The 25,293-nt window shown below is 74.0% G+C and carries 7 protein-coding genes; all 7 read left to right on the plus strand.

The genetic code is table 11. The features are described from left to right. The first annotated feature begins 6 nt into the window (after positions 1 to 6). From HNR40_RS36305 to HNR40_RS36335, 7 genes are read left to right on the plus strand one after another with little or no spacing between them, the layout of a single operon-like run. The gene (locus HNR40_RS36305) at positions 7 to 4,971 is read left to right on the plus strand and encodes a non-ribosomal peptide synthetase (protein WP_184969534.1); all 4,965 of its coding nucleotides are present in this window, start codon (positions 7 to 9) and stop codon (positions 4,969 to 4,971) included. Beyond that, a complete protein-coding gene (locus HNR40_RS36310; protein WP_184969536.1) occupies positions 4,968 to 10,457 on the plus strand; it encodes a type I polyketide synthase in 5,490 nt (1,829 codons plus the stop codon). Before HNR40_RS36305 ends, HNR40_RS36310 begins: the two co-directional genes overlap by 4 nt. A 1-nt stretch (position 10,458) precedes the next feature. Continuing rightward, a complete protein-coding gene (locus HNR40_RS36315; protein WP_184969538.1) occupies positions 10,459 to 10,650 on the plus strand; it encodes an MbtH family protein in 192 nt (63 codons plus the stop codon). Between the two features lie 13 nt (positions 10,651 to 10,663). Then, positions 10,664 to 13,756 (plus strand): non-ribosomal peptide synthetase, encoded by a 3,093-nt coding sequence (locus HNR40_RS36320; protein WP_184969540.1) that lies wholly within the window; start codon positions 10,664 to 10,666, stop codon positions 13,754 to 13,756. Beyond that, positions 13,753 to 20,139 carry a non-ribosomal peptide synthetase gene (locus HNR40_RS36325; RefSeq protein ID WP_184969542.1) on the plus strand — a complete coding sequence of 2,129 codons (6,387 nt, stop codon included), beginning with the start codon at positions 13,753 to 13,755 and terminating at the stop codon, positions 20,137 to 20,139. The genes HNR40_RS36320 and HNR40_RS36325 overlap by 4 nt, the downstream gene beginning before the upstream one ends. Beyond that, the gene (locus HNR40_RS36330) at positions 20,136 to 24,002 is read left to right on the plus strand and encodes a non-ribosomal peptide synthetase (RefSeq protein ID WP_184969544.1); all 3,867 of its coding nucleotides are present in this window, start codon (positions 20,136 to 20,138) and stop codon (positions 24,000 to 24,002) included. Before HNR40_RS36325 ends, HNR40_RS36330 begins: the two co-directional genes overlap by 4 nt. Continuing rightward, on the plus strand, positions 23,980 to 25,251 hold the full coding sequence (locus HNR40_RS36335; protein WP_184969546.1) for an MFS transporter: 1,272 nt from the start codon (positions 23,980 to 23,982) through the stop codon (positions 25,249 to 25,251). Before HNR40_RS36330 ends, HNR40_RS36335 begins: the two co-directional genes overlap by 23 nt. Positions 25,252 to 25,293: the final 42 nt, after the last annotated feature.

The following is a 25,293-nucleotide window of genomic DNA, read 5'->3' on the forward strand; positions in this document are numbered from 1 at the left end:
GACAGGGTGACCGACAGGGCGCTTCTTCACGACCTCGTCCTGGCGCAGGCCAGGCGTACTCCTGACGCGACGGCCGTGCGGCAGGGGGATCGCGATCTGACCTATCGCGAGCTGGTCTCCGCGGCGACCGCGCTGGCTCACCGGCTGCGCGAGCTCGGCGCCGGGCCCGAGGTGCGGATCGGCATCTGCCATCGGCGTACTCCTGACCTGCTGGTCTGCGTGCTCGGCATCCTCATGTCCGGGAGCGCGTACGTGCCGCTGGACCCTTCGCACCCGCGCCGGCGCCTGTCCGGAATCGTGGAGGACGCCGGGATCACCACGGTCATCGCGGACGAGACCGGCGCCGAACTGCTGGCCGGGCTCCCCGTCCGGCTGGAGACGACGCCCCCGCCGGGCGACGGCGAGCCGCCCGCGCGGGTCACGCCGTCGGGCGCGGCGGCCTACGTGCTCTACACGTCTGGCTCGACCGGACGGCCCAAGGGCGTGGTGGTCAGTCACGACTCGGCGGTGACCTTCGTGCGGATGGCGGGCGAGGTGTTCGGGCTCGACGCCGGGTGCCGGTCGATCGGGTTCGCCGCGCTCGGGTTCGACGTGTCGGTGCTCGACGTCTTCGCCCCGCTGGCGCGCGGCGGCTCCGTGATGTTCATCCCGGAGGAGGACCGGGTCGATCCGGTACGGCTCCAGCGTTTCCTCGAACGCCACCAGGTGACCTGGGGCACCATCCCACCCGCGCTGCTCCCGCTGCTGGAGCCGGACCGGCTGCCCTGGTTACGCGACCTGCTCACCGCCGGCGAACCGGCCGGCCCCGAGCAGGTGGCCCGCTGGTCGACCGGCGGCCGGCGCTTCTTCAACTGGTACGGCCCCACCGAGACCACCGTGTGCGTGGTCGGCACCGAGCTGACCGGCGCCTGGGACCGGCCCCTGCCGATCGGGTACGCGCTGCCCGGCTGCCACGCGTACATCCTCGACGAGGAGCTGCGGCCCTGCCCGCCCGGCACGCCCGGCGAGCTGTGCATCGGCGGCCCGCAACTGGCCCGCGGCTACCTGGACCGGCCAGGCCTCACGGCCGATCGGTTCGTGCCCGATCCGCAGGGCGGGCCCGGGGCACGCATGTACCGCACCGGCGACCAAGTCGTGTTGGAGGCCGACGGCCGCATCGGCTTCATCGGCCGGCTGGACCGGCAGGTGAAGGTCCAGGGCCAGCGCGTCGAGATCGGCGAGATCGAGGCGGTGCTGCGCGCCCATCCCGGCGTACGGCAGGCGGTGGCGGACGTGGCGACCGGCCCGACCGGGCTGAAGGAGCTGACCGCCTACCTGGCGCCCGAGGACGCGCCGGGCATCGAGGACGTGCGGGCCCACTGCCTGGAGAGCATGCCCGCGTACATGGCGCCGACCAGGGTGGTACGGCTGACCGTCCTGCCGCTGACGGTCGCCGGGAAGATCGACATGGCGGCCCTGCGGGCGACGGCCCCGGCGACCGGCGCGCCACGCGAGACCGCCCAGGAGCGGCCCGCGGCGAGCGCGACCGAGCGTGGTGTCGCGGCGGCCTGGGCCGAGGCGTTCGGGGCCGGGGAGCCGGGGCCCGACGACGACTTCATCGCCTCCGGCGGGCACTCGCTGGTGGCGATGCGCCTGACCGCGCTGCTGCGGACCGGGCTCGGCAAGGAGATCGAGGTCAGCGACGTGCTCGCGGGCCGTACCGTGACCGGGATCGCCCGTCTCGTGGAGCTCGCGCCGCCGGTGCGCGACGAGCCGCTCGCCGCGGCGCCGGCCGCGCTGTCGGCGGTGCAGCGGCGGATGTGGTTCGTGGAACGGCTGGCGCCCGGCACGCCCGCGCACAACATCGCGATGGCGCAACGCCTGTCGGGACCACTGGACATCGACGCCCTGCGCGCCGCCCTCGCGGTGGTGGCCGAGCGGCACGAGGTGCTGAGATGGCGCGTCCCCCAGTCGGACGGGGTACCCGCCGTCGCCGTGTCGCCGCCCGGCCCGGTGCCGCTGCCGGTCGAGGACGTCACCGAGGCGGAGGTCGCCGGACGTCTTGAGGCCGAGGCCCGGCTCACCTTCGACATGGCCGCGGGACCGCTGTGGCGAGCCCGGCTGCTGCGCCTGGCCGACGAGGAACACGTGCTGGCCGTCACCGCGCACCACCTGGTGTTCGACGGCTGGTCGCAGCAGGTGCTCTACGACGACCTCAGCCGCGCCTACCGCCGCGAGTCGCTGACGCCGCTGCGCACGACCTTCGGCGGGTACGTGGCCTACCTCGGCGGACGCGACCAGGAGGCGGGCCTGGAGTGGTGGCGCGACCACCTGGAGGGCGCGCCCAGCGTGCTCGACCTGCCCCGCGACCATCCCCGCCCGGCCGTGCAGACGTTCGAGGGCGCGGGGGCCGCCGCCGAGGCCGACGCCGCCGTCAGCGCCGGAGTCCGTGCCTTGGCCGCCGGTCTGGGCAGCACGCCGTACGCGGTGATGCTGGCGGCGTTCGCGCAGGTCCTGCGGCGTCTCACCGGCCGCCACGACCTGATCGTCGGCGCGCCCGTCGCCGACCGCCGCGATCCGGCCTTCCACCCGCTGACCGGCTGCATGGTGCAGGTTCTTCCGGTACGGCTGCGCGTGGCCGACGCCGACACCTTCGAGACGCACGTACGGCGCTGCCAGGAGACGCTGTCCGGCGCGCTGGCCCATCTCGACGTGCACCTGGAGCGGCTGGTCGACCGGCTCGGGCCCGGCCGCGACCTGTCCAGGAACCCGCTGGTCCAGGTGCTGTTCAACATGTACGACTTCACCGAGCCACGGCTGTCGCTGCCCGGCGTCACGGCCGACCCGCTGCCGCCCGGACTGCCGGGCGCACTGTTCGACCTGACCCTGTACGTCGGGGAACGGGACGGGCGGTACGTGCTGCAGGCCGTGTACAACCCCCGCCTGTTCCGCGCGGACCGGATCGAGGAACTCCTCGCGGGTTACCTCCGCGTCCTCGGCGACCTGGTCACCGCTCCCGGGGAGCCGGTCCGGCACGCGTCACTCCGCCCCCGGCACTCACCCGAGACCCGCACGAGCCTGCCGGACGGCACCGGCCCGCTCCCTGCCTGGGACGGACCCGGAGTGGTGGAACGCGTGCTCGCATGGACGGACGACCGGGTGGCGGTGGCCGGTGAGCGGGTGGCGGTTGCCGGGGAGGACGGTGAGCTGACTTATGCCGATCTGGTCCGCCTCGCGACGGCGACCGGCGAGGCCGTGTCCGCGGCCGTGCGGCCGGGCGACACGGTGGCGATCCTGGCCGCTCGTACGCGCGAGTTACCCGGCCTGATGCTCGGCGTCCTGGGCGCCGGAGCCCGCTGGGCCGTGCTCGACTCAGCCCTGCCACCAGCCCGCCTCGCGGCCCAGGCCCGTTCCGCCGGAGCCCGCGCGCTGATCGCCTGCCCCGGCGTGCCCATCCCTTCAGACCTTGCGTGGCTTCCCAAACTGACCTGCGCCGAACCGGCCGAGCGTGCCGAACTGGCCGGGCATTCCGCACCAGCCGAGCTTTCAGAAGCGAGCGGGGCAGTGAAGTTCCCTGTGGCGTTTGAACGGCGCGGGTATCTGTCGTTCACCTCCGGCACCACCGGTGAGCCCAAGCCGGTGCGGGCCGCCGAGCGCCCGCTGGCCCGCTTTCTGTCCTGGTACGCGAAAGAGTTCGAGCTGACCTCGGCCGACCGGTTCGCGTTGCTGGCCGGGCTGGCACACGACCCGCTGCTCAGGGACGTCTGGACGCCGCTGACCCTGGGGGCGACGCTGCACGTGCCCGCCCAGGACCGGGTGCGCGACCCGGCCAAGCTGGCGGCCTGGCTGCGCGAGCGGGCCGTCACGGTCGCGCACCTGACCCCGCAGCTCGCCACGCTGATCGCCGCGGCCGGGGTGGAGCTGCCCGACCTGCGGCTGGTGCTGTTCGGCGGGGACCGGCTGACCTACGCGGAGGTGGCCAGGTTCGCGGCGGTCGCGCCGAAGGCCCGCCTGGTCAACACCTACGGCACGACCGAGACGCCCCAGGCCCAGGCCGTGCACGAGATCACCGGTCAGCACGGCGGCACCGGCGATCCGGTCCCGGTCGGCCACGGCGTGGACGGGGCGGAGCTGCTCGTCCTGGACTCCGGCGGGGTCCCGGCCGCCGTCGGGGAACTGGGCGAGGTGGTGGTCAGGAGCCGCCGGCTGGCGGCGGCGTACCTGGACGAGGAGCTCACCCGGCGGCGCTTCAGCCGCGAGCCGGACGGCGAGACGGCCCGCTACCTGACCGGGGACCTGGGCCGCCACGATCCGGACGGCCGGGTGGTGCTGGCCGGGCGGGCCGACGGGCAGGTGAAGATCCGCGGGTACCGGGTCGAGCTGGGCGAGATCGAGGCGGTGCTGGCCGCGCATCCCGGTGTCCGGGCGGCGGCCGCGCGGGTGGCCGAGCAGCCCGGGGGGCCCGTGTTGCATGCCTACGCGGTGCCGGAGAGCGCGGCCGTACAGGCTGGCGAGCTGCAGCGGCACCTCGCGGCGAGTCTGCCCGACTACGCGCTCCCGGCCGAGCTGGTGCTGCTGCCGGTGTTGCCGCTGACGCCGAACGGCAAGGTGGACAGGGCCGCCCTGCCCGCGCCACCTCCGCGGGCGGCGGCCGGGCCGGGGCAGGAGCCCGCCTCGGCGACCGAGCGGCTGGTCGCCGGCATCTGGCGGGAGGTCCTCGGCCTGCCGAGGGTCTCGGCCGACGCGAACTTCTTCGAGATCGGCGGGCACTCGCTCGCCACGGCACAGGTTCAGGCCCGCCTCACCGCCTCGCTGGGGCGTGAGGTGCCGATCGTGGATCTGTTCCGCTTCCCGACCGTACGAACGCTCGCCGCGCACCTCGACGGCGAGCGGCGCACCGCTGGAACGGAGCGCGCCGCCATGCGGGTCGCGGCGCGCCGGGCACGACCCTCAACTCGGCCCCTCCGGGCCAGACGGGAGAGTAACGAATGACCGCTGCGCACATCCACGAGGAAGAGGGGCTCGGTGTCGAGCCGATCGCGGTCGTCGGCCTGGCCTGCCGTCTGCCCGGTGCCGAGGACATCACCGCCTACTGGCGCAACCTGGTCGGGGGCGTCGAGTCGGTGCGCTTCTACACGCGCGAGGAGCAGGAGGCGCTCGGCGTACCGGACTATCTGCTGGACGATCCGACGTTCGTGGCGGCGTCCTCGATCGCGGACGACTACCGGGCGCTGGACGCCGCCCTCTTCGGCATGTCCCCGCGCGAGGCGGAGTTGCGCGACCCGCAGCAGCGGATGTTCCTGGAGCTGGCCAGCACCGCGCTGGACGACGCCGGCTACGATCCGGCCCGCTATCACGGCGAGATCGGGGTCTACGGCGCGATCGGCTCGGATGAGTATCAATGGCTGTACATCCGGCCGAACAAGAAGGTGTTCGCCTCGGTCGGGAACCTCGCCGTCTACACCGGCAACCACCCCGACTACCTGGCCACGCTGGTGTCGTACAAGCTCGACCTGCGCGGGCCCAGCCTCACCCTGCACACCGCCTGCTCCTCCTCGCTCGTCGCGCTGCACGTGGCCTGCGAGGCGCTGCGTACCGGCGAGTGCGACATGGCGCTCACCGGCGGCACCTCCCTGGAGATGCCCGCCGAGTGGGGCTATCAGTACCACCAGGACGGCATCTACGCCCCCGACGGGCACTGCCGCGCCTTCGACGCCTCGGCCTCCGGCACGATCTGGGGCGGTGGCGGCGGCATCGCCGTGCTGAAGCGGCTGTCGGACGCGATCGCCGACGGCGACCACATCCGCGCCGTGGTGATCGGCAACGCGATCAACAACGACGGCGCCACCAAGATGGGCTTCTCGGCGCCGAGCGCCGAGGGTCAGGCGGCGGCGGTCTCGCAGGCGCTGGGCGTGGCCCAGATCGACCCGCGGACCGTCACCTACGTCGAGGCGCACGGCACCGGCACCTCGCTGGGCGACCCGATCGAGGTGGGCGCCCTGTCCAGCGTGCTCGGCGCCGGCACCGACGAGGCGGGCTGGTGCGGCATCGGCTCGGTCAAGACCAACATCGGCCACCTCGGCCCCGCCGCCGGCATCGCGGGCTTCATCAAGACCGTGCTCGCGCTGGAGCACGGCATGATCCCGCCGAGCCTCAACTACGAGAAGCCGAACCCGCGCATCGACTTCGGCGCCAACCCCTTCCACGTCGTCTCGACGCTGACCAAGTGGGAGACGAACGGCTTCCCGCGCCGCGCGGGCGTCAGCTCGTTCGGCATCGGCGGCACCAACGCGCACGTGCTCGTCGAGCAGGCGCCGCCCGCGGCGCTGCCCACCGCCCAGCCGCGCCCGGCCCACCTGCTGTTGCTGTCGGCCCGCACCCCGGCGGCGCTGGACGCCGCCGTGACCAGGCTGGCCGGCCACCTCAAGGGCCGTGAGACCGACCTGGCCGACGTGGCGCACACGCTGCGGACGGGCCGGCGGAGGTACGCGCACCGGGCCGCCGTGGTGGCCTCCGACACCGCTGACGCGATCACCGCGCTGACCACCCCGCGCCGCGTGGTCAAGAGCAAGGCGGGCACGCCCAAGGTGGCGTGGTTGTTCTCGGGGCAGGGCGCGCAGTACGCGGGCATGGGCGCCGGGCTCTACGCCACCCAGCCGGTCTTCGCCGCCGCGGTCGACGAGTGCGCCGCGATCCTGCAGGACGAGCTGGGCCTGGACCTGCGTACCCTGCTCTTCCCCGCCGACGAGGAGAGGGAGGCCGCCGACGAGCGGCTGCGGCAGACGGCGCTCACCCAGCCCGCGCTGTTCACGGTGGAGTGGGCGCTGGCGAGCCTGTGGCGCTCGTGGGGCGTGGAGCCGGCCGCGATGATCGGGCACAGCATCGGCGAGTACGTGGCGGCGACCGTCGCGGGCGTCTTCTCCCTGCCCGACGCGCTGCGCCTGGTGGCCACGCGCGGCCGGCTCATGCAGAGCATGCCGACGGGCGCGATGCTCGCCGTGCGCCGCGACCAGGAGGAGGTCCGCAGAGACCTGCCCGACGGCCTGTCGATCGCCACCGTCAACGGCCCCGGCACCTGCGTCGTCGCCGGTCCCGGCGAGCTGATCGCCGAGTACGCCGCCCGGCTGGAGGAGAGCGGTGTCCAGCACACCGCGCTGCGCACCTCGCACGCGTTCCACTCGGCGATGATGGACCCGATACTCGGCGACTTCCACGAGGCCGTCGCCGCCGCGGCCCGGCACGCGCCCGGCCTGCCCTTCCTGTCGAACGTCACCGGCACCTGGATCACCGCCGAGCAGGCCACGGACCCCAGCTACTGGACGCGGCACCTGCGCGAGGCGGTCCGGTTCGGCGACTGCGTGGCGACGCTGGTCGCCGAGGGCGAGTGGCGGCTGGTGGAGTGCGGTCCAGGACGGCAGCTCGCCGGCCTGGCCAGGACCCAGTTGCCCAAGTCCGCCCCGCAGCCGCTGCCCAGCCTGCCCGGCTCCGCCGACGGCCGGCCCGACCTGGAGGTCGTCTACGCCGCGGCCGGCGCCCTCTGGACGGCGGGCGTCCCGCTCGACACCGACGCCCTGGCCGAGCCCGCCCGCCGCGTGCCGCTTCCCGCCTACCCGTACGAGCGGGCCGAGCACTGGGTGCGCACCACGTTCGACCCGGAGCTCGTCTTCACCCGGCCGCCGCGCGTGGGCGCGCTGCCGCTGGAGGAGTGGTTCTCGGTGCCGGCCTGGCGCCAGGCGCCGCTCGCCCCCGCCGGGACCGCCGCACTGACAGGTGGGCGCTACCTGGTGTTCGCGGGCCCCGCCGCCGAGCCGCTGCTGGAGGGGCTGCGCGCGGCCGGCGTCAAGGCCGTCCGGGTGGTCCCCGGCAGCGCGTACGGCGCCGCCCCCGACGGCACCATCACCATCCGCCCCGCCGAGCGCGACGACTACGAGGCGCTGCTCATCGAGACCGGAGTGCCGGCCCGCGTCATCCACGCCTGGGCGCTCGACGGCGAGCCCGCGACCACGGCGGCACAGGCCACCGCCGCCCAGGACCTCGGCTTCCACAGCCTGCTGGCCCTCGTGCAGGCGCTGGCCGGCGCCGAGCGCGAAGCCGGGGTCCAGCTCGACATCCTGACCTCAGGCACGCAGGGCGTCACCGGCCAGGACGTCCACCGGCCCGAGCACGCCACCGTCGCCGGCATCACCGGTGTCGTCCCGCTGGAGGCGCGCTGGCTGACGGCTCGCCATCTCGACCTGGAGGCGGGGCCGTACGACGTGAAGAGAGTGCTGGCGGAGCTGGCCGCCGAGCCCGCGGAGCCGGAGGAGGGCGTGCCGCCGTCCCCGGTCGCGCTGCGGGCCGGTCGTCGCTGGCTGCGCGGCTTCGAGCCGGTTCCGGTGCCGCCGCAGGACGACCCGCTGCGCCCGCAGGGCGTGTACGTCATCACCGGCGGGCTCGGCGGCATCGGCCTCACGCTGGCCGAGGACCTGGCACGGCGGGTTCAGGCCAGGCTGGTGCTGCTGGGCCGTACCGGACTGCCGCCCCGCGAGGAGTGGGACACGCTCGACGGCGCGCCGGAGCGCGTGCGGCGGGCCGTCGCCGCGGTGCTCCGCATGGAGCGGGCGGGCGCCGAGGTGATCGTGACGGCCGCCGACGTGACCGACCCCGGGTCGCTGCGCCGGGTCAGGGACGAGGCGCTCGGCAGGTTCGGCCGCGTCGACGGCATCGTGCACGCGGCCGGGATCCCCGGCGGCGGCATGGCCGAGGTCAAGGAGCGCCGGGCCGCCGACGACGTCATGGCGCCCAAGATCGCCGGGACGCTGGCGCTGCGCGAGGCGTTCGGCGACCTGCCGCTCGACTTCGTGCTGCTCTGCTCGTCGGTGACCGCGGTCGCGGGCGGGTTCGGGCAGGTCGACTACTGCGCGGCCAACAACTTCATGGACGCCTACGCGCACGTCTGGCCCGGCCGGGTCCTGTCGGTGAACTGGGGCGCCTGGCTGGAGGTCGGCATGGCCGCCGAGGTCGCCGCCCCGGTGGCCTTCCGCGCCCTGCAGCGCGGCGACCGGGTGACCCGGCTGGAGCACCCGGTGCTCAGCCATCGGCACGAGAGCGCGGGCCGCCAGCCCTGGTACGCCGCGACCCTGTCGCCCGAGACGCACTGGATCCTGGACGAGCACCGGGTGGCCGGGGTGCCGGTGATGCCCGGCACCGGCTATCTGGAGAGCGCCCGCGCGGCGTTCGAGGCGGCGGTGCCGCCTCCTGGTCCCGGGCACGCGATCGAGCTGCGCGACGTGGCCTTCATCGCGCCGCTGCCGGTCGCCGAGGGGTCCAGCGCCGAGCTGCGGGTGCTGCTCACGCCCACCGGCGACGGCATGGACTTCGAGGTGGTCAGCGTCGCCGGCGGCGAGCCGGTCCAGCACGCCAGGGGCTCGGCGGCCTGGGTGACGGCCGAGGCGCCCGCCGGTGACCTGGCCGAGGTCCGGTCCCGCTGCGTCCACGGCTCCGAGGACGCCAACCCGTTCGCGTCGGCGTCCGGGCTGGTCACGTTCGGTTCGCGATGGACCAGCCTGCGCGACGTACGGCTGGGCCAGAACGAGCAGCTCGCCCACCTGGTGGCCGGTCCCGACGTGGCCGCCGAGCTGGCCGCGCTGCCGCTGCACCCGGCGCTGCTGGACGAGGCGACCGCGTTCATCTCCGTCTCCGGCGAGCACAGCTACCTGCCGCTCGGCTACGGCCGCATCACCGTGCACGCCCCGCTCCCCGCCACGCTGTGGAGCCACGCCCGGCTGCGCGACACCGGCGGCGGCGAGGTGCTCGCCGCCGATCTCACCCTGTACGGCGACGCCGGCGAGCCGGTGGTGAGCATCACCGACTTCGTGCTCAGGCGCGTCGACCGGCAGGCGGTGTCCCGCTCGGTCGGCGAGGACGCCAGGCACGCGGCCGAGGACGTGACGGTGAAGGAGGAGTCCGCGACCGCGGGCGTCGCCCTCGACCTCGACGGAGCCAAGCGCGGCATCCCGCCGGCGGACGGCGCCGACGCCTTCCGCCGCGTGCTCGCCACCGACCTGGGCGTCCAGGTCGTGGTCAACGCCACCGCGCTGCCCGAGTTCGTGGCCGGGGTACGCGAGCTGACCCAGGACACCGTGGCGGAAGAGCTGGCCGCGGCCTCCGCCGCCGGTGAGGCCGGCCTGGACTCCGACGATCACGTCGCCCCGCGCAACGAGCTGGAGAGCATCCTCGCCGGGCTGTGGGGCGAGGTGATCGGCGCCCGCCGCGTCAGCGTCGAGCAGGACTTCTTCGAGCTGGGCGGCAACTCGCTGGTGGCGGTCCAGCTCATCGCCCTCATCAGGAAGAAGCTCGGCGTCCGGCTGCCCATGCGCAGCCTCTTCCAGGTGCCCACCGTGGCCGGCATGGCCGGGCTCGTGGAGGAGCTGCGTGGCCAGGGCGAGGAGAAGAAGGCACCGACGATCACCAGGCTCCCCCGAGTGGAAAGGCACTGACATGCGGGACGGCCAGTACAAGGTCGTGGTCAACGACGAGGAGCAGTACTCGATCTGGTTCGCCGAACGGCCCCTGCCGCAAGGGTGGCGGGAGTCCGGCTTCGAAGGGGCGAAGCAGAGCTGCCTCGACCACATCGAGCAGGTCTGGACTGACATGCGCCCGCGCAGCCTGCGCGAGGCCATGGGGCAGTAGAGGAGCGGCCCAGGTGACCGGCACGTACGTTTTTCCCGCCTCGTTCGCCCAGGAACGGTTGTGGTTCCTGGCCCAGCTCGATCCCGGCGCGCCCACGTACCACATCAACGCCATGATGCATCTGCCCGAGCGGACCGATCCGGACCGGTACGAGCGGATACTCGGCGAGCTGGTCCAGCGGCACGAGACGCTGCGGACCGGCTTGGCGGTCGAGGGCGGGAACCTCGTCCAGATCGTCCAGGTCGAGCTGCCGGTCACCCTGCCCACGACCGACCTGCGGGACCTGCCGCCGGAAGAGGCCGAGCGCGAGTTCGGCGCGCTGGCCCGGGAGATGGCGCGGCTGCCGTTCGCGCTGGATCGGCCGCCGCTGTGGCGGGCGCGCCTGGTGCGGATGCCGGACGCGGACCAGCGGCTGATCTTCGTGGTTCACCACGCCGTGTTCGACGCCCGCTCGGCCACCAACCTCGGTCAGGAGATCCGGGAGCTGGACGCGGCCATCGAGGAGGGCCGCCCGGCGCGGTTGCCCGAGCTGCCCGTCCAGTACGCCGACTACGCCGCCTGGCAGCGTGAGCACCTCGGGCAGGGGGTGCTCGCCGCCCAGCTCGCCCACTGGCGGGACCGGCTGGCCGGGCTGCCGGCCGATCTCGGGCTGCCCACCGACCGGCCCAGGCCGTCCGTGCGCGGGCACGCCGGGGCCGAGCACCACCTGGAGCTGCCCGCCGCCCTGGTGGACGAGCTGGAAGCGCTGGCCATGCGGCGCGGCGCGACGCTGTTCATGGTGCTGCTGGCCGCGTTGAAGGCGCTGCTCTCGCGGTATGCGGGCCAGGAGGACGTGGCGGTGGGCACGCCGGTCGCCGGGCGCGATCTGCCGGAGTTCGAGCCGGTGCTGGGCGTGTTCATCAACACGCTGGTGCTGCGCAGCGACCTGAGCGGGGATCCGTCGTTCGGCGCGTTGCTGGATCGGGTGCGGGAGACCGTGCTCGACGCGCTGGACCACGCCGAGGTGCCGTTCGACCGGCTGGTCGAGGCGCTTCAGCCGGTCCGCGACACCAGCCGCACGCCGCTTTTCCAGGTGGGCTTCAACCTGCTGCCGATGAGCGCGCGCGGGCAGTTCCCGAACGGCACCGCCCAGCTGGACCTGAACCTGGACGTGGTCAGGACGGCTGAGGGTGCCGGGGTCTACTTCGAGTACAGCACCGATCTTTTCGACGCCGGCACGATCGAGCGCCTGGCGGGCGCTTACCGGCTGATCCTCGAGGCGGTCGCCGCCGACTCCGGCGCGCGGCTGTCGGAGCTGCCGTTGATGACGCCGGCGCAGCGGTCGGAGCTGCTGGCCGGGTGGAACGACACGGCCGCGCCGTACCCGGAGAGGACCCTGCACGAGCTCGTCGCCGAGCAGGCGGCGCGGACGCCCGGCGCGGTGGCGGTGCGCGGGCCGGACGGTGAGGAGCTCACCTACGCCGAGCTCGTCGCCCGCACGGAGGCGCTGGCCGGGCGGCTGGTGGCCGAGGGGGTGCGGGCGGAGTCGCGGGTGGCGCTGTGCCTGCCGCGTGGTGTGCGTCAGGTCGTCGCGCTGCTCGGGGTGCTGCGGTCCGGCGCGTGCTACGTGCCGCTGGACGCGGCTTACCCGGCGGAACGGCTGGCGTACCTGCTGGCCGACTCCGGGGCGGCGCTGCTGCTCACGGACTCCGCCCACCTCGACCGGCTGCCCGCGGAGCGTCCGCCGGAGCTGCTGCTGGACCAGGTTTCCGGGAGCGAGGGCGGTGGGCCGCTGCCGTCGGTCGGGCCGGACCATCTGGCGTACACCATCTACACCTCCGGCTCCACCGGCCGCCCCAAGGGGGTGCAGGTGCCGCATCGCGGGGTGGTCAACCTGGTCACCGATGTGATCCGGCGGCTGGGCGGGGGCAGCGCGCTGTTCATGACCTCGCTGTCGTTCGACATCGCGGCGCTGGAGATCTTCACGCCGCTGCTGTCCGGCGGGACGCTCGTGATCGCCCCCGAGGACGCCGCCCGCACGCCCAAGGAGATCCGCCGGGCGGCCGAGGACGCGGACCTGGTCCAGCTCACGCCGTCGGTGGCGAGCGTGGCGGTCGACCAGCTGCCGTCCGGGCTGCCCCGCGTCATCCTCGGCGGCGAGCCGCTGCCCCTCGACCTGGCGGCCCGCGTGCTCACGGTCACCGACGAGCTGTGGAACTTCTACGGGCCCACGGAGACGACGATCTGGTCCACGGCGTACCGGGTGCCGGACTCCCCCGCCACGATGCTCATCGGCGGGCCGGTGGCGAACACGACCGCGTACGTGGTGGACGGCGACCTGCGGCCGGTTCCGGTGGGGGTGCCGGGCGAGCTGCTGCTGGGCGGGGCCGGGGTGACCCGCGGCTACCACGGCCGGTCCGCGCTGACCGCCGAACGCTTCGTGCCGGACCCGTTCGGCTCGCCGGGCGGGCGTCTCTACCGCACGGGTGACCTGGCCCGCTGGTGGCCCGACGGCCGGTTGGAGTGCCTGGGCCGCCTGGACGACCAGGTGAAGGTCCGCGGGGTGCGCATCGAGCTCGACGAGGTGGCCGCCGTCCTCGGCGAGCATCCCTCGGTACGGCGAGCCGTCATAGCCGTCCGGGACGACGCCCCCGGCGGCCGCGGCCTGGTCGCCTACACCATCGGCGCCACCGACGAGCGCGAACTACGCGCCCACCTGCGCGCCCGCCTGCCCGAAGCGATGATCCCCACCGCCTTCGTCACCGTCACCGACTTCCCCGTCCTGCCCAGCGGCAAGCTCAACCGCGCCGCCCTGCCCGCACCCCGGACCGGCGACACCACCGCCGCGTACGTGCCGCCGCGCACCCCGATGGAGGAGGGCATCGCCACCATCTGGGCCGAGCTGCTCAGCCGGGAGCGCGTCGGGATGACCGACGACTTCTTCGCCCTGGGCGGCCACTCGTTGCTGGTGGTCCGCCTGATCGGCCGGATCGACGAGGAGTTCGGCGTCGAGCTGCCGCTGCGGCGCTGCTTCGACGCCACCACCGTCGAGGAGCAGGCCCTGGCCGTGCTCGAAGAGGGACTCACAGATGCCGACCTGCTGGAACTCCTGGAGGGGGAGCAGTGAGCGACGGAAACGGGGTACGCGCGCGGCTGGCCAGGCTCAGTCCTGAACAGCGCGCCGCGCTGGAGGCCCGCCTGGCCCGCACCCGGGGCGCGGACAAGGCGGACAAGGGGGCGCCGGCCATCCCGCCCCGCCCGGCCTCCGACACCGGGGCTCTGTCCCCCGCCCAGCGCCGCCTGTGGGTCGTCGACCAGCTCGACCCGGGCAACCCCGCCTACACCCTGTCGTGGGCGTACCGGATCGAGGGCGACCTGGACGCCGGCGCGCTGGCCAAGGCGTTCGACGCGCTCGTGGACCGGCACCCGATCCTCGGCTACGTGATCGGGACCCGCGACGGCGAGCCCCGCCAGACGCCCGGCCACCTCCGCCCGGCCTTGAGCGTCGAGGCGATGTCGGCCGAGGAGGCCGAGGCCGTCGCCGGCGAGGAGGCCCGCTTCGCCTTCGACCTGGGCGCCGGGCCGCTGACCAGGGCCCGCCTGGTGCGCGTGGCGTCCGGGGAACACCGGCTGTTCCTGACCCTGCACCACATCCTGGCCGACCGCTGGTCGGTGGAGATCCTGTTCGGCGACCTCTTCCGGCTCTACTCCGGTGAACCGATGCCGGAGCGGCCGGTGGAGTACGCCGACTACGTGGCCTGGCAGCAGGACAGGCCGTCCGGGGACGGCGACCTCGACTACTGGCGCAAGGCCCTCGACGACCTGCCCGACGTGCTCGACCTGCCCGCCGACCGGCCGCGCCCGCCCATGCAGTCGAACCGGGGCCGCCGCCTGGTGTTCGAGCTGGACGAGACCCTGGCCACCGGGGTGCGCGACCTGGCCGCCGGGCAGCGTGCCACCCCGTTCATGGTCCTGGTCGCCGCGCTGCAGGCGCTGCTCGCCCGTTACACCGGCCGGTCCGACATCCCGATCGGCACGCCGATGTCGGCCCGGCCGCATCCCTCTCTCGACCAGACGGTCGGGCTGTTCCTGAACACGGTCGTGCTGCGCGGCGACCTCTCCGGCGATCCCCGCTTCGCCGAGCTGGTGCGTCGGACCAAGGAGGGGACGCTGGCCGCCTTCGACCATGCGGGCCTGCCGTTCGAGACGCTGGTGGAGGAGCTTTCCAGCGGCCGGGACCTGTCCCGCAACCCGCTCTTCCAGGTCATGCTCGCCTACCAGAACGTGCCGCAGGCGCCGCCCGGCGGTCCTCGCGGGCTGCGGCTTGAGCGGCTGGGCGTGCGCTCCGGCACCGCCATGTTCGACCTGGACCTCATCGTGGAGGAGCGGGCTGACGGGTCGCTGGTGTGCGCGCTCGACTACGCCACCGACCTGTTCGACGACGACCGTGCCAACCGCCTGACCGCGCATCTGCGCACGCTGCTGGGGGCCGCGGTCGCCGATCCCGGCCTGCGGCTGTCGGAGCTGCCGCTCATGGACGCGGCCGAGCTGGGGAACACCCTGCACGGCTGGAACGAGACGGCGCGGCCGTACCCGGAACGCGGCATTCACCACCTGGTCGCCGAGCAGGCCGCCCGCACCCCCGGGGCCACCGCGGTCGAGGGCCAGGACGGCACCTCGCTCACCTACGCCGCGCTGGAGTCGCGCGCGGGCGACCTGGCGGCGGAGCTGCGCGCGCTCGGCGTCGGCCGGGAGAGCAGGGTCGCGGTCCTGCTCCCTCGGGAGCCGGACCTGGTGGCGGGGCTGCTGGCCGTCCTCAAGGCGGGCGGCTGCTACGTCCCGCTGGATCCCGGCTATCCGCCCGAGCGGCTGAAGCAGATCATCGGTGACTCCGGCGCCGCCCTGACCGTCACCGTCACCTCGCTCAGGGAGAACCTGCCGGCGGACGCCCGGGTGCTCCTGCTCGACGAGGGTGTGCGGACCGGCCCGGCGGAGGAGCCCGGTTTCCATCCGGACCAGGCCGCCTACCTGATCTACACCTCGGGTTCCACGGGCCGGCCCAAGGGCGTGGTGGTGCCGCACCGGGGTCTGGTCAGCCTGCTGGGCGACGTGTGCGAGCGTCCCGGTCTGGCGCCCGGCGCGCGGTTCCTGTTCCTGACGTCGGTGTCGTTCGACATCGCGATGATCGAGCTGTTCGGCCCGCTGGTCAGCGGCGGCACGGTGGTGCTCGCCTCGGCCACCGGCATCGAACGTGTCCACGACCTCATCCGGCACGGCGGCCTGCACACCGTCCAGGCCACCCCGTCCGTGCTGGAGGGGCTGCTGCCCGCGCTGGCCCACCGGGTCCCGCGGGTGATCAGCACGGGCGAGGCGCTGCCCGGCCCGCTCGCCGCCCGCCTGCTCACCGTCACCGACGAGCTGTGGGACCTGTACGGCCCCACCGAGACCACCGTCTGGTCCACCAGGCTCCGCGTCACCGACGGCCGGGGCGGCTCCATCGGCGAGCCGGTCGCCAACACCGCGACCTACGTCGTGGACGGCGACCTGCGGCCCGTCCCCGTGGGCATCCCCGGCGAGCTGCTGCTCGGCGGAACCGGCGTGACCCGCGGCTACCACGGCCAGGCCGCGCTGACCGCCGAACGCTTCATCCCCGACCCCTTCGGCCCGCCCGGCGGACGCCTCTACCGGACCGGAGACCTGGCCCGCTGGCGCCCCGACGGGACCCTCGAATGCCTGGGCCGCCTGGACGACCAGGTGAAGGTCCGCGGCGTCCGCATCGAACTCGACGAGGTGGCCGCCGTCCTCGGCGAGCATCCCTCGGTTCAGCGAGCCGTCATAGCCGTCCGCGACGACGCCCCGGGCGGACGCGGCCTGGTCGCCTACACCATCGGCACCGCCGAACCCGGCGAACTGAGCGCGCATCTGCGCGCCCGCCTGCCCGAAGCGATGATCCCCACCGCCTTCGTCAGCGTCCCGGACTTCCCCGTCCTGCCCAGCGGCAAGCTCAACCGCGCGGCCCTGCCTCCGCCCCGGACCAGCGCCGCGACGAGGGCGTCGGTGCCGCCGCGCACCCCGGCGGAACACCTCCTGCACGCCCTCTGGGCCGAACTCCTCGAACGCGATGACTTCGGAGTGGAGGACGACTTCTTCACCCTGGGCGGCCACTCCCTGCTGGCGATGCGCCTGGTCGTCAGGCTCAGGGAGGCCCACGGCGCCGACGTGACGCTGCGCCGCTGCTTCGCCACCCCGACCATCGCGGGCCTGGCCCCGCTCATCCCCGACGGCGGCGCCACCGGCGACGGCATCCCCGTCGCCGGGCAGGGCGTCGCGCGGCCCTCCCACGCGCAGGCCCGCCTCTGGTTCCTCGACCAGCTCGACCCCGGCAACCCCGCCTACAACGTCGCCTGGGCGGAGCGGCTGACCGGCCCGCTGGACGTGGCCGCGCTGAGCGCCGCCTTCGACGACCTGGTGACCCGGCACGAGGCCCTGCGCCTGACCATCGTGGCCGACGACGGCGAACCCGCCCTGCGTGAGGGCGGCCACCGGCCGCGCCTGACCGTGCGCGAGGGGGCTGACGTGGGGCTGGAGGAGGCGCGGCACCGCTTCGACCTGGCCGCCGGTCCGCTGGCGCGGGCCGCTCTGGTACGGCGCGGCCCGGCCGAGCACGAGCTGTACCTCACCCTGCACCATGTCGTCACCGACCGGTGGAGCCTGTCGATCCTGCTGCGCGACCTGATGGAGTTCTACCGGGCCCGGGTCACGGGCACGCCCGCCGAACTGCCCACGCTCGGGGCCGGTTACCGGGACTTCGCCGCCTGGCATCGGGCCCGGGTCGCCGAGCGGGCGGCCGACCTGGCGTACTGGAAGGACGCGCTCGCCGACCTGCCCGCCACCCTGGACCTGCCCGCCGACCGGCACCGTCAGGGGCCGGCGAGCATGGCCGGGCGGCGGCTGACGTTCCCGATCGACGCCGCGACGACGGCGGCGGTGCACGCGCTCGCGCTGGAGCGGCAGGTGACGCCGTTCATGGTGGTGCTGGCCGCGCTCCAGGCGGTGCTGGCCCGCTACACCGGCCGGGCCGACGTCCCGGTCGGCACCCCGGTCTCCGGCCGCGCGCATCCGGACGTGGAGGAGATGGCCGGGCTGTTCCTGAACACGCTCGTGCTGCGCGGCGACCTGTCCGGCCGGCCGAGCTTCGCCGAACTGCTCGCCCGCACCCGCGAGCGGGTCCTGGACGGGCACGAGCACGCCGAGCTGCCGTTCGAGGTGCTGGTGCAGGAGCTGGCCCAGGACCGAGACCTGACCCGCAACCCGCTGTTCCAGGTGATGCTGGCCTACCAGAACGTGCCAGCCGCGCCGCCGGACGTGGCGGGAGTCGCCCTGCGCACCCTGAACGTCGATCCCGGCGTGACGCAGGCGGACCTGCACCTGGTGATCGAGGAGGGCGGCGACGGGCTCACCGGGGTGCTGCACTACGCGACGGACGTGTTCGAGCACGACCGGATGGAGCGCTTCGCCGACCACTTCCGCGCGTTCCTGGCGGCCGCGCTGGCCGAGCCGGAGCGGCCGGTCGCCGATCTGCCGCTGCTCACCCCGGCCGAGCTGGACACCATCCACCGGGCCAACGACACGGCCACGCCGGTCGCGGACGGCACGCTGCCGGAGCTGGTCGCCGCGCAGGCGGCCCGCACGCCGGACGCGCCCGCGCTGGGCTACGAGGCTCCGGACGGGACCCGGGCCTGGCTCACCTACGCCGAGTTCACCGGCCGGGTGAACCGCCTGGCCAGGCGGCTGCGAGCGCTCGGGGCCGGGCCAGGCCAGGTCGTCGGGGTGTGCCTGGAGCGGGGCGCTGACCTGGTCGTCGCCGTGCACGCGGTGGTCGCCGCCGGGGCGGCGTACCTGCCGCTGGAGCCCGACCATCCGGCCGAGCGGCTGGCGGGCATGATGGCCGACGCGGGCGCCCGGCTGGCCGTCTCCGTCGCACGCTTCGCCGATCGCGTCGGCTCCGGCGTTGGCTCCGGTGTTGGCTCCGGCGTCGCGACGGTGATGCTCGATCGCGATGCCGGGGCCGTGGCCGCGGAGGACGGCGGGCCGCTCGGGGTCCGGCCGCATCCGGACTCGCTCGCGTACGTGCTCTTCACCTCCGGCTCCACCGGCCGGCCCAAGGGTGTCGGGATCTCGCACCGGGCGATCGTGAACCGCCTGGACTGGATGCAGGACGCCTTCCGGCTGACCGGGGCCGACCGGGTGCTGCACAAGACGCCCTTCTCGTTCGACGTGTCGGTGTGGGAGCTGTTCTGGCCGTTCCTGACCGGGGCCGGGCTGGTCGTCACGCGGCCCGGCGGGCACGCCGACCCCGCCCACCTGGCCGCTCTGATGGAGAGCGAGTCGGTCACGACTGTGCATTTCGTACCGTCGATGCTCGACTTCTTCCTGGCCGAGCCGGAGCTGGGGGCGCGGCTCGGCGCGCTGCGTACCGTGGTGTGCTCGGGGGAGGCGCTCGGCGCCGACCTCGCCGCCCGCTTCGCCGCCGCGCTGCCCGCGGCGGGCCTGCACAACCTGTACGGTCCGACCGAGGCCGCGGTGGACGTGTCGTGGCACGTGTGCCGCGCGGGCGAGGGCACGATCCCGATCGGGCGGCCGGTGGCCAACACCCGGCTGGAGATCCTCGACGCCCGCATGAACCGCGTCCCCGTCGGCGTCCCCGGCGAGCTGTGGATCGGCGGCGTGCAACTCGCCCAGGGGTACGCGGCCCGTCCCGCGCTGACCGCCGAGCGTTTCGTCCCCGACCCGTACGGCCCCCCGGGCGGCAGGTTGTACGACACCGGCGACCTGGCCCGATGGCGTACCGACGGCGAGATCGAGTATCTCGGCAGGTCCGACCACCAGGTCAAGATCCGCGGCATGCGGGTCGAGCTGGGCGAGATCGAGGCGGCCCTGGCTGCCCTGCCCGGCGTGCGCGCCGCGGCCGTGCGCGCCATCGCGGACGGCGCCGGCCTGCGCCTGGCCGGATACGTGGTCCCGGCTGCGGAAGAGGCCACGGAGGCGTGGGAGCGCATGCTGCGCGACACCCTGCCCGACCACATGATCCCCAGGACCTGGACCGTGCTCGGCGAGCTGCCGCTCAACCGCAGCGGCAAGCTCGACAGGAACGCCCTGCCCGACCCCCGGGCCCCCGAGACCGCCGCGCACGCCGAGCCCGATGGCCCGGCCGAGCTGGCCGTCGCCGCCGCCTGGCAAGGAGTGCTCGGGCTGGAGCGGGTCTCGGCCCACGACAACTTCTTCGCCGTCGGCGGCGACTCCATCCGCAGCCTCAAGGTGGTCTCCCGCCTGCGCGAGGCCGGTTACGCGGTCCGGCTGGAGCAGCTCTTCCTCCACCAGACCATCAGAGATCTCGCCGGGCGGCTCCGAGCCGCACCGGCGGCCGAACCACCCGAGGCGCCAGAGACGCCGTTCGGCCTGCTCAATCCCGAGGACCTGGCACGACTGCTGGAAGGCGAGGCGCGATGAGCGTGACGACGGGAGCCGCACGCGGTCTGGAGGACGCCTATCCTCTGGCCGCGCTGCAGGCGGGGATGCTCTACCACAGCGCGTACGAGCCGGACGCGGCCACCTACCACGACCTGACCACGATCACCTTGCGCGGCCGGTTCGACGCCGGGGCGTTCGAGGCGGCGCTGGCCGAGGTGACCGCCCGGCATCCCGTCCTGCGCACCTCGATCGACGTGGGCGGGTTCAGCGAGCCGTTGCAGCTCGTGCACCGTACGGCGACGCTGCCGCTGGAGGTGACGGACCTGTCGGGCGATCCGGCGGCGGCCGACCGGATGGCCGCGTGGTCGGAGGCGGAGAAGCGGCGGCCGTTCGACTGGGCCTCACCGCCGCTGGCCCGCGCGCACGTGCACGTGCTGTCCGGTGAACTGTTCGCGTTCAGCCTGAGCTTCCACCACGCCATTCTCGACGGGTGGAGCGTGGCGTCCCTGGTCACCGAGCTGCTCCAGCGCTATCACGGACAGCTGACCGGTGAACGGCTGCCGCTCACCCCGCCCGGCGCCGCCTTCCGCGAGCTGGTGGCCGCCGAGCGCGCCGCGGTCGCCGCGCCCGAGACGCGCGACTTCTGGCACGCCCAGGTGGCCGGCGCCCCCGACACCCGGCTGCCCCGCCTGCCCGGCGAGCACGGCGAGCCGGGGGCCGAGGAACTGCGGCTGCCGCTGCCGGCCGACCTGCTGGAACGGCTCGGCGCGGCGGCCAGGGAGCTGGCGGTGCCGTTGCGCACGCTGCTGCTGGCCGCCCACCTGCGCGTGCTCGCCCTGCTCACCGGCGAGAGCGAGGTGATGACCGGCCTGGTCACGCACAGCCGCCCGGAGAGCGAGGCCGGTGAGGAGGTCCTCGGCCTGTTCCTCAACACCGTGCCGCTGCGCCTGGACGTGAACGCCCCCACCTGGGCGGAGCTGGCGCGCGGGGTGTTCGAGGCCGAAGTGGCGCTGCTGCCGCACCGGCGGTATCCGCTGTTCGAGATCCAGCGGGCGGCGGGCCGGTCCCCGCTGCTGGACGTGCTGTTCGACTTCCGCGACTTCCACGTCTACCGCGAGCTGCCCGGGATCGAGATCGTCGGCCAGGAGTTCTTCGAGCAGACCGACGTGCCGTTCGCGGCCGCGTTCAGCCGCTCGCGTGAGCACGGCGGGTTCGACCTGACGCTCACCTATGACCGGGCTCAGTTCGGTGGGGAGCAGATCGGGCGGATCGGGGAGTTCTACCTGATCGCGCTGGGTCAGGCCGCCGATCCGGCCGCCGATCCGCGGGCCGCCGATCTTTATCTTTCCCTCGACGCCGCCGCCATTGACGGATGGAACGGCACGGCGCGGCCGTACCCGAGTGGCGTGCTTCATGAGCTGATCGAGGAGCAGGCCGCGCGCGCGCCCGGCGCGCCCGCCGTCTGCTACGACGGCACGTGGATCACCTACGCCGAGCTGGCCGAGCGGGCGGGTGCCGTCACGGCGCGGCTGCTGGCCGCCGGCACGCAGCCTGGCGACGTCGTGGGGGTCTGTCTGGAACGGGGGCCCGAGTTGCTGCCCGCGCTGCTCGGTGTGCTCGGTGCCGGGGCCGCCTATCTGCCGCTTGAGCCTGATCTGCCGCCTGAGCGGCTGGCGTACATGATCGAGGACGCTCGGGCGCGCACGGTGCTGACCGGTCCGGCGGGAAGTTCTTCGCTGCCGGACGGTGTCGGTCTTCCGCTTGACGGGCCCTCGCCCGCCCTCACCGGCGCGCCGCCGCGCGTGCATCCTGACGCGCTGGCGTACGTGATCTTCACCTCCGGCTCCACGGGGCGGCCCAAGGGGGTCGGCGTCTCGCACCGGGCGATCGTCAACCGGCTGCTGTGGATGCAGGAGGCGTTCGGGCTGGGCGCGGACGAGCGGGTGCTGCACAAGACGCCGCTGTCGTTCGACGTGTCGGTGTGGGAGCTGTTCTGGCCGCTGATGGTCGGCGCCGGGCTGGTGGTCGCCGAGCCCGGCGCCCACCGCGACAGCGCCCGGCTGGCCTCCTTCGACGTCACCACCATGCATTTCGTGCCGTCCATGCTGGAGTTGTTCCTCGACGAGCCCGGCCTGCCGGCGCTGCGCCGGCTCATCTGCTCCGGCGAGGCGCTCGGCGCCGAGCTCGCCGCCCGCTGCCACGAGCGCCTCCCCCAGACCGAGCTGCACAACCTGTACGGGCCCACGGAGGCGGCCGTCGACGTCACCTGGCACCCCTGCGAGCCGGGCGAACGGCTGGTGCCCATCGGCCGGCCCGTCGCCAACACCCGCCTGGAGGTCCTCGGCGCCGACGGCCGGCGGGTCCCCGTCGGCACCCCGGGCGAGCTCTGCCTGGGCGGCGTCCAGCTCGCCCGCGGCTACGTCAACCGGCCGGAGCTCACCGCCGAGCGGTTCGTCCCCGACCCGTACGGCCCGCCCGGCGCCCGCCTCTACCGCACCGGCGACGTGGCCCGCTGGCTCCCGACCGGCGAGGTCCAGTACCTCGGCAGGACCGACTTCCAGGTCAAGATCCGCGGCCAGAGGGTGGAGCTCGGCGAGATCGAGGCGCTGCTGGCCGCCGATCCAGCGGTACGCGCCGCCGTCGTCGTGCTGCGCGGCGAACGGCTGGTCGGCTACGTCGTCCCCGAGGGCGACGAACTGCCCGATCTCACCCCGGCACTGCGTCAGAAGCTGCCCGAGCACATGGTCCCGGCCACGTGGGTCCACCTGGACGCGCTGCCCGTCACCGCCAACGGCAAGCTCGACCGGGCCGCCCTGCCGGAGCCGGGTGACGCCGGGCGGGCGCCGTACATGCCGCCGCGCGACCCGTTCGAGGCCAAGCTGGCGACGCTGTGGGAGCAGACGCTCGGTGTCGACGACCTCGGCGTGCACGACGACTTCTTCGCCCTCGGCGGCCACTCGCTGCTGGCCCTGCGCCTGACCATGCGGCTGCGCAAGGAACTGGGCCGCGACGTGCCGCTGTCGACCGTGCTCACCGCGCCGACCGTCGCCAAGCTCGCCGTCGAGCTGCGCCGTCCCCAGGACAACGACGGCGCACCGGAACGCATCGTGCCGCTGCGGACCACCGGCGAGCGTGACCCGATCTTCCTGTTCCACGCGCTCGGCGGCCAGGTCTTCCGCTACCTGCCGCTGACCCGCCACCTCGGCTCCGACCAGCCCGTCTACGCCGTCCAGGCGGCCGGTCTCGCCCCCGGGGAGAAGCCGCACGCCACGCTCGCGGAAATGGTCGACGACTACACCGACCACCTGCTCAAGATCCGGCCGCACGGCCCGTACGTGCTGGGCGGCTACTGCATCGGCGGCAACATCGCCCTGGAGACCGCCCGCCGCCTGCGCGAGATGGGCGAGGAGGTGCCGCTGCTCGTCCTGTTCTACTCCGACGCCAACGAGCCCGTGCTGCGCGCCTCCCTGGAGGACGACGCCGTCCTGCTCACCCACGCCCTCGCCGGCGGCAAGGTCCAGGTCGACCTCGACGACCTGCACCGGATGAGCCCGGACGAGCGGCTGCTCGCCGTGATCGACGCCGCCGCCCGCGCCGACACCCTGCAGCCCGACACCGCCGACCTGCGCCAGGCCCGCCGTTTCGTCGACGTCTTCCGCGCCAACGCGCACGCCGTCGGCCACTACCGGCACGCCCCCTACGACGGGGACGTCCTGCTGTTCTCGCCCGCCGCCGAGGGCGTCCCGCCCGACGACATGGGCTGGAGCGACGTCGTCACCGGCCGCCTGCGCATCTCGCCCATCCACGGCGAGCGTTTCACCGTCATGTACGAGCCCCGGGTCGCCTTGGCGGCCGCCGAACTGAGGAGCACCATCGACCATGGCATCACCCCCCACGACTGAGCCGCCCGCGACGCTGTGGAAGAACCGCGACTTCCTCAAGCTGTGGAGCGGCGAGAGCCTGTCACTGGTCGGCTCCCAGGTGACCGTGCTCGCCATGCCGATCGTCGCGTACCTGTGGCTGCACGCCTCCGTCGCCGAGATGGGCGTGCTCGGCGCGCTGTCCAGGCTGCCCATGGTGCTGTTCTTCGTCGTGGGCGTCTGGGTGGACCGGATGCGGCGCCGTCCCGTGCTCATCTGGAGCGACGTCATCCGCGCGCTCATGCTGGCCACCGTGCCGCTGCTGTTCGTCATGGACATGCTGACGCTGTGGTGGCTGTACGTGGTCGTGCTCGTGATGGGCGTGTTCGGGGTGCTCTTCGAGATCGCCTACCGGTCGTACCTGCCGGTGCTGGTCGCCCCCGAGCACCTCGGTGACGGCAACAGCAAGCTGCAGCTCAGCGACTCCATCTCCAAGGCGGTCGGGCCCAGCCTGGCCGGCGTCCTCATCGCCATCCGCTCGGCGCCGCTGGTCATCCTGGTCGACGCGATCAGTTACGTCCTGTCGGCGCTCTGCCTGATCTCCATCCGCAAGCGCGAGGACCCGCCGCCGCCCGACGAGGGCGGCAGCATGATCGCGGCCATCCGCGCGGGCTTCGGCTGGGTGATGAGCCACCCGGTCGTCCGCCCGCTGGCCATCGCCAGCGCCGTCTACTCCTTCTTCGACATCGGCATCCTGCAGACCCTCTACATCCCGTACGTCATCGACGGCGCCGGGGTGCCCGCCGGTTGGGTCGGCGGCGTGCTGGCCGTCGGCGGGATCGGGGCGGTGGCCGGTGCGTGGCTGTCGGTGCGCCTCATGAAGGGGGCCGGGCCTGGACCCACCATGTTCTGGTCGACGGTGATCGGCAACAGCGCGCTGATCCTGGTGCCGCTGGCCGGTGGGCCGGTGTGGCTGGCGATCACGATGCTGGCGTTCTCGCAGTTGCTGGTCGGGTTGTGCACGCAGGTGTTCGTGGTCAACAACATCACCGTGCTGCAGTCGGCCACGCCCCGGGAGCTCATGGGGCGGGTCATCGCCACCATCTGGGCGATGGGGCTGGTGCCGGCGCCGCTGGGGGCGCTGGTGGCCGGGTTCCTCGGCCAGGCCGTGGGGATGCGGCCCGTCGTGCTGGTGGCCGCGGTGATCGGCGCGGTGGTGCCGATGATCGTGCTGGCGATGTCGCCGATCCCCCGCATGCGCGAACTCCCCCAGGCACCGGCCACCGCCTGACCCTGACCGGGCGCGGGCCCCACCGGGGTCCCGCGCCCGGCC

The organism is Nonomuraea endophytica (assembly GCF_014203235.1).
Classification (GTDB): Bacteria; Actinomycetota; Actinomycetes; order Streptosporangiales; family Streptosporangiaceae; genus Nonomuraea; species Nonomuraea endophytica.